Genomic DNA, 5,306 nt, shown 5'->3' with positions numbered 1-5,306 from the left:
TGCCCCGCAGCAAGATCGAGGCGGAACTAGATTACCTCCGCATCGGCCTGGACAAGACCGCCGGTCCCGCCGAGCTGGAAGCCTGGGGCTGGTTGATGGACAAAGTGGACGCCTTTCTGGCGGACCCGGCGCGGGCGGGCGAGCAATGACCGGATTACTCGCCAGCGTCGCGAACCTCGCCGAAGCCCGCTTGGTGGCCGAGGCCGGGGCCGACATCATCGACTTGAAGAATCCGGCGGCGGGGGCGTTGGGCGCGTTGTCGGTCGGGGAGGTGGCCCGCATCGTTGACGCCTTGGGCGGACAGCGGCCCGTCAGCGCCACCATCGGCGATTTGCCCATGGAACCCGGCGTGGTGGGGCCTGCGGTGGAAGCCACGGCGGCGACGGGGGTGGATTACGTGAAGATCGGCTTCTTTCCCGGCGGGGATTGGTCCGGCGTCATCGACGGCTTGCGGCCCGTGACGGCGCGGGGCGTGCGGCTGGTGGCGGTGCTGTTTGGCGATTGTGGCCCTGAGCTTCGCTGGGTGGCAGAACTGGCCGAGGCGGGTTTTACCGGGGCGATGCTGGACACGGCGGATAAGGCGTGTGGTTCTTTGCGGGCGGTGTGTGGGCCGGGGTTTTTACGGGACTTTGTGGCGGAAACCCGGCGGCGGGGCTTGCTGTGCGGGCTGGCGGGGTCGTTGCGGGCGGGGGATGTGGGGCCGCTGTTGGAATTAGGGCCGGATTATTTGGGGTTTCGGGGGGCGTTGTGTGGGGGGAATCGGACGGGGGTGATTGAGGTGGGGGCGGTAAGGGGATTGGTGGGGTTGGTGAGGGGGAATGTCGCGGGGTCGCAAGGGTCGTAGGATGCGCTGAGGCACGAAGCGCATCAATCGCGAACGATGCGGTTCCTTCGTCACCGCATCCTACGGGCTAGTTTCGGATATAAAGCCAATTGCACGCCCCGTACAGCAATATCTGCCAGACTTTCAAGGGCCGTAGGGCCGTAGGGCCGTAGGCTGGGTTGGAACTTCGCGGAAACCCAGCCAGCGCAGCCGGATGAAGCTTTGCGAAATCCGGGATAAGGCTGGCTTAATCACCCCTAATTCCGCCGCGCTCCATCCAAGCCACTTGCTTCAGGACCAAACCGCAGAATCAGCCAACAAGCTTTCATAGGGAATATGCAAGCCATGATGCAAGCGCTTAATCATCGGCAAACTCAGCTTGCGCTGGCGGTTCAAAACCTCCAGCACCCGACCGCTGCCGCCAATATAAACTTCCAGGTCATTCAGGGTTAATCCCTGCTGCTCCATGCGGAACTTAATAGCTTCAACGGGATCGGACGGAGTAATGGGATAGTGCTTGTTTTCGTAAGCCTCAATTAACGTCACCAGCACTTCCATTTCATCGGCTTCCGGCGTGCCCTCCTCCGCCTGAAAAACCCCTTCCAAACGGCGGAACGCTTCTTGTAAATCGTGATCGTTACGAATCGGCTTAATATTCATTCACGCTCTCCGCATCTATCTTGTCATAGTCGGCATGAGTTCCGATAAACTTCACCCAAACTATCCCGGCCCGATACTGCATTTCCACGACTAAACGGTACTTGTTACCGCCTATGTTAAAAACGACGCGATTATTCCCGCAGATACTCGCGTTTCTATACTTGGCTTTCACCGCCTGCGGGGAAGTCCAATCCGCTTTCAACGCTTCTTCATACCAACTTTCCAGCGGTCCACGGACATCGTTATGGGCGGGATTTTCCCAGAACCTTTTTAAGGTGCTTTTCGCAATGATACGCATGGGCTTATCTTCGGGAATATCTATTTGAAAAGCCCATAATGAAACACCACGAAATCCGGGAAGTTCAATACCACCCCGCCTACTTACACGCCTCCAACGCCTCCCGCTGGCACTGCAATAACTGCTGAATCGCCCCCCCGGCCAAATCCAGCATCGCGTTCAATTCTTCGCGACGGAACGCATGGCCCTCGGCGGTGCCCTGCACTTCCACGAACGCCCCCGCGTCGTTCATCACCACATTCATATCGGTTTCCGCGTCGCAGTCCTCGCGGTAATCCAAATCCACCACCGGCACGCCCTTGTAAATGCCCACCGACACCGAGGCGATTTGCCCATGAATGGGGTTCACCTTGAGGCGGCGGGCCTTCATCAGATGCTTCACGGCCAAACTCAGCGCCACGAAGCCGCCCGTAATGGACGCGGTGCGGGTGCCGCCGTCGGCCTGAATCACGTCGCAGTCGATGGTGACGGTGCGCTCGCCCAAGGCTTCCAGATTGAGCGCGGCGCGTAACGAGCGGCCAATCAGCCGCTGAATTTCCATCGTGCGCCCGGCCTGCTTGCCCCGGCTGGCCTCGCGGGCGGTGCGGTCGTGGGTGGCGCGGGGCAACATGCCGTATTCGGCGGTGATCCAACCGCTGCCCTTGCCTTTCAGGAAGGGTGGCACCCGGTCCTCAATGCTGGCGGTGCAGATGACACGGGTATCGCCAAACTCCACCAGCACGGAACCCTCCGCGTGCTTGGTGTAATGGCAGGTCAGGGCGATTTTCCGCAGTTCGTCGGGCTGGCGTCCGCTGGGTCTCATGGTCTTGCTCGGTGTGGGGAAAGCGGGGCAGTATACCGGATTAATTCCCACCGCCATGGTCTGAAACCCGCCGCAATCCAAGCCGTCCATCCTTCCATACCCCTGTCCTGAGCGGCGTCGAAGGGTCAGCACGAACGGCTTGGATTTCAGCGCAGTGCCGACCTTCATTGAAACCCTAAAAAATCGCGCCACCCCATGACCCGCAAACACACGCTCTACGTGCTGGGATTCGCCCTCCTGGCGCTCATCGCCCCCGTTACCTACCAGATCGACCGGGCCGCTCAATCGTTGCCAAAACTGGACGGCGAGGCTCGCCTGCCGGGCCTCGCCGCGCCGGTCGCGGTGGAGTTCGACAACCTCGCCATCCCCACCGTGACGGCGCAGAACCGCGAGGACGCCCACCGCGCCCTCGGCCTTTTGCACGCCCGCGACCGGCTGTTCCAGATGGATTTAATGCGGCGCAAATCGGCGGGACGGCTGGCGGAAATCTTCGGCGCCAAAGCCTTGCCCGTGGATCAAACCCAACGCGCCTATCAATTCGAGCCAGCGGCGCGGGCCATCGTCGCCCATCTGCCCCCCGAACAGCGGCGGGCACTGGACGCCTACACGGCGGGCATCAACCAGCACATCACCACCGCCAAGGAGGTTCCGCCGGAGTTCCGCGCCCTCCACTATCGCCCCGAACCGTGGCGCCCGGAAGATAGCCTGCTGGTGGCGCTCGGCATGTTCCAAACCCTTGGCGCTCAGGAAGAACAAGACGAGCGGATGCTCACCGTCATGGCGCGGACGCTGCCGCCGGAAGTCGTGGCCTTCCTCACCCCCGACAGCGACGAATACACCCGCGCCTTGCTGGGTGGCCCGGATTCCCGCCGCCCGGCCCAGCCGGTGCCCGCCCAAGCCATCACCCAATTGATCGGGGAAAGCGATGGGCAACGGCTCAGCCTCGCCGCCGTCCGGGAGGAACCCGCCCCCATCGGTTCCAACAATTGGGCGGTGAACGCCACCAAAACCGCCGATGGCCGGGCCATTGTCGCCGACGACATGCACCTGCCCTTGGGTGTGCCTAATGTCTGGTATCGCGCCCGCTTGAATTACGCCGGGCTGGACGTATCCGGCGTAACCCTGCCCGGCGTGCCGCTGATCGTGGTGGGCAGTAATGGGCATGTGGCCTGGGGCTTCACCAATATCGAAGGGGACTACCTGGACTTGGTGAAGCTGGACATCAACCCGGCCAATCCCGCCGAATACCGCGCCCCGGACGGCTGGCGGCGGTTCGAGACCCACGCCGAAACCATCGCCGTGAAAGATGGTTCGCCGGTCACCGCCGAAGTGAAAAGCACGGTATGGGGTCCGGTCTCGCCGGAGCCGTTGCTGGGCGAAGCGGTCGCCCTGCATTGGGCCGCGCTCGACCCGCAAGCGGTCAATCTGGGGCTGATGGACATGGACGCCGCCGCCACGCTGGAAACCGCCATGGCCGTGCTGAACCGCGCTGGCACCCCGCCGCAAAACGCGCTGCTGGCCGACGAGCGGGGTCGCATCGGCTGGACTTACATGGGCTTTATTCCCCGCCGGACAGGGCTGGACGGCAGCGTTAGCCGGTCTTGGGCGGACGGCGCGGCGGACTGGAACGGCTACATTCCGCCGGACGAATTGCCGCGCTTGATCGACCCGCCGGAGGGCTATCTCGCCACCGCCAACAACCGCACGCTGGGCAAAGCTTACCCCTACGTCGTCGGCCACGGCTTCGCCAATGGCTACCGGGCGCACCGCATCGGCGAGCGACTGGCGGCCAAGGCCAAGTTGACCGAGCAGGATTTGCTGGATGTGCAACTCGACACCACCAGTGAGTTCTATGAGTTCTACCGGCGGCTGGCCTTGGAGATTTTGGCGGGCGAGACCGACCCGGAACTGGCCGACGCGGCAGAGGCCATCCAGCACTGGAATGGCAAGCTGGACCCGGACAGCCTCGGCGTTGGGTTGTTGGTCCGCTGGCGCGGGGATTTGGCCAAGGCCGTGTTCGCTCCGTTGGTCAGCCGGTGCGCTCAGGCCGAGCCGGGTTTCGCCTACCAATGGCGCAAGCAGGAAACCCCGCTGCGTGCCTTATTGTCACAACGCCTGCCGGACACCTTGCCGGATCGGCGTCAGGGTGATTGGCGGACCTTCCTGCGGGCGACGCTTCGGCAGAGCGTGGCCGAGCTTCAGCGGGAGCATGAGGGGGCGCGGCTTTCCGGTTTGCCGTGGGGCAAGGTCAACGTGGTGCGGGTCCAGCACCCGTTCAGCAGGGCCGTGCCGGTGGCGGGCTGGCTGCTGGACATGCCGGAAACGCCCGGCGCCTGCAACGGCTTCTGCGTCAAGGTGCTGCACGGACTCCACGGCGGCAGCGAACGGCTGGTGGTGTCGCCCAATCATCCCGGCGACGGCATCCTGCACATGCCGGGCGGGCAGTCGGGGCATCCGTTCTCGCCGCATTACCGCGACCAGCAACCGGCCTGGGTGGCGGGCAAACCCTTGCCGTTCCTGCCGGGGAAAGCGGAGCATAAGTTGAGCCTGACGCCGGGATAATGGGGTTGGGCTTGGAGAATTGTTGGAGAATTGTGGGAGCGGGCTTCAGCCCGCGACAGCCGAAACCGATCGTGGGCTGAAGCCCACACCCACTCAATCAGCCCTCATGCCCACCCATAATATCTCGATTAAGGCAGCGCCCGGAGGTAAAAAAAAAGAAT

Annotated in this window: 5 protein-coding genes; 2 read left to right on the top strand and 3 right to left on the bottom strand. The window is 63.1% G+C overall.

Annotated elements, in window-relative coordinates:
* Positions 1–145: 145 nt before the first annotated feature.
* Complete coding sequence (locus tag ACXWUF_RS17915) at positions 146–844, top strand: (5-formylfuran-3-yl)methyl phosphate synthase (protein ID WP_458495973.1); 699 nt, start codon at positions 146–148, stop codon at positions 842–844.
* Positions 845–1,114: 270 nt separating this feature from the next.
* Here ACXWUF_RS17915 and ACXWUF_RS17910 read toward each other — a convergent pair whose 3' ends face one another.
* From ACXWUF_RS17910 to rph, 3 genes are all read right to left on the bottom strand, one after another.
* A complete protein-coding gene (locus tag ACXWUF_RS17910; RefSeq protein ID WP_458495972.1) occupies positions 1,115–1,483 on the bottom strand; it encodes a helix-turn-helix domain-containing protein in 369 nt (122 codons plus the stop codon).
* The gene (locus ACXWUF_RS17905) at positions 1,473–1,781 is read right to left on the bottom strand and encodes a type II toxin-antitoxin system HigB family toxin (protein ID WP_458495971.1); all 309 of its coding nucleotides are present in this window, start codon (positions 1,779–1,781) and stop codon (positions 1,473–1,475) included. Before ACXWUF_RS17905 ends, ACXWUF_RS17910 begins: the two co-directional genes overlap by 11 nt.
* Positions 1,782–1,860: 79 nt before the next feature.
* Complete coding sequence (gene rph, locus ACXWUF_RS17900) at positions 1,861–2,583, bottom strand: ribonuclease PH (RefSeq protein WP_458495974.1); 723 nt, start codon at positions 2,581–2,583, stop codon at positions 1,861–1,863.
* A gap of 195 nt (positions 2,584–2,778) precedes the next feature.
* Between rph and ACXWUF_RS17895 the strand changes: the two genes are divergently transcribed.
* Positions 2,779–5,145 (top strand): penicillin acylase family protein, encoded by a 2,367-nt coding sequence (locus ACXWUF_RS17895; protein ID WP_458495970.1) that lies wholly within the window; start codon positions 2,779–2,781, stop codon positions 5,143–5,145.
* Positions 5,146–5,306 lie beyond the last annotated feature (161 nt).

It is taken from the genome of Methylomagnum sp., from assembly GCF_054333355.1.
This window is presented reverse-complemented; position numbering and strand designations above follow the sequence as displayed.